We start from the raw sequence: 1,017 nt of genomic DNA, 5'->3' as shown, positions 1-1,017 counted from the left end.
CGTGGCATCACGATCTCGACCGCGCACGTCGAATACGAATCCCCGATCCGTCACTACGCCCACGTTGACTGCCCGGGCCACGCTGACTACGTCAAGAACATGATCACCGGTGCCGCCCAGATGGACGGCGCGATCCTGGTGTGCTCGGCCGCTGACGGCCCGATGCCGCAGACCCGCGAGCACATCCTGCTGTCGCGTCAGGTCGGCGTGCCGTACATCGTCGTGTTCCTGAACAAGGCCGACATGGTGGACGACGCCGAGCTGCTCGAGCTGGTCGAGATGGAAGTGCGTGAGCTGCTGAGCAAGTACGACTTCCCGGGCGACGACACCCCGATCATCGCCGGTTCGGCCCGCCTGGCGCTGGAAGGCGACCAGAGCGACATCGGCGTGCCGGCCATCCTGAAGCTGGTCGATGCCCTGGACAGCTGGATTCCGGAGCCGGAGCGTGCGATCGACAAGCCGTTCCTGATGCCGGTGGAAGACGTGTTCTCGATCTCGGGCCGCGGCACCGTGGTGACCGGCCGTATCGAGCGCGGCGTGATCAAGGTCGGCGACGAAATCGAAATCGTCGGCATCCGTCCGGTGCAGAAGACCACCGTGACCGGCGTTGAAATGTTCCGCAAGCTGCTGGACCAGGGTCAGGCAGGCGACAATGCTGGCCTGCTGCTGCGCGGCACCAAGCGTGACGACGTCGAGCGTGGCCAGGTGCTGGCCAAGCCGGGCACGATCAAGCCGCACACCAAGTTCGAGGGTGAAGTCTACGTCCTGTCGAAGGACGAAGGCGGCCGTCACACTCCGTTCTTCAACGGCTACCGTCCGCAGTTCTACTTCCGCACCACCGACATCACCGGCGCAGCTGCACTGCCGGAAGGCGTCGAAATGGTGATGCCGGGTGACAACGTCAAGATGGTCGTCACCCTGATCAACCCGGTGGCGATGGACGAAGGCCTGCGCTTCGCCATCCGCGAAGGCGGCCGCACCGTCGGCGCCGGCGTGGTCTCGAAGATCATCGAGTAA

The 1,017-nt window shown here is 64.7% G+C and carries 1 protein-coding gene; it reads left to right on the top strand.

What is annotated here, in order from left to right; genetic code table 11:
• A partial coding sequence (gene tuf / locus R5H29_RS14250) for an elongation factor Tu (protein WP_262213465.1) occupies positions 1 to 1,017 on the top strand: 1,017 nt, incomplete at its 5' end.

The organism is Stenotrophomonas sp. A3_2, from assembly GCF_036624925.1.
Lineage (GTDB): Bacteria > Pseudomonadota > Gammaproteobacteria > Xanthomonadales > Xanthomonadaceae > Stenotrophomonas > Stenotrophomonas hibiscicola.
Note: the sequence above shows the minus strand (reverse complement) of the source record. Positions and strands in the feature narration are given on the sequence as shown.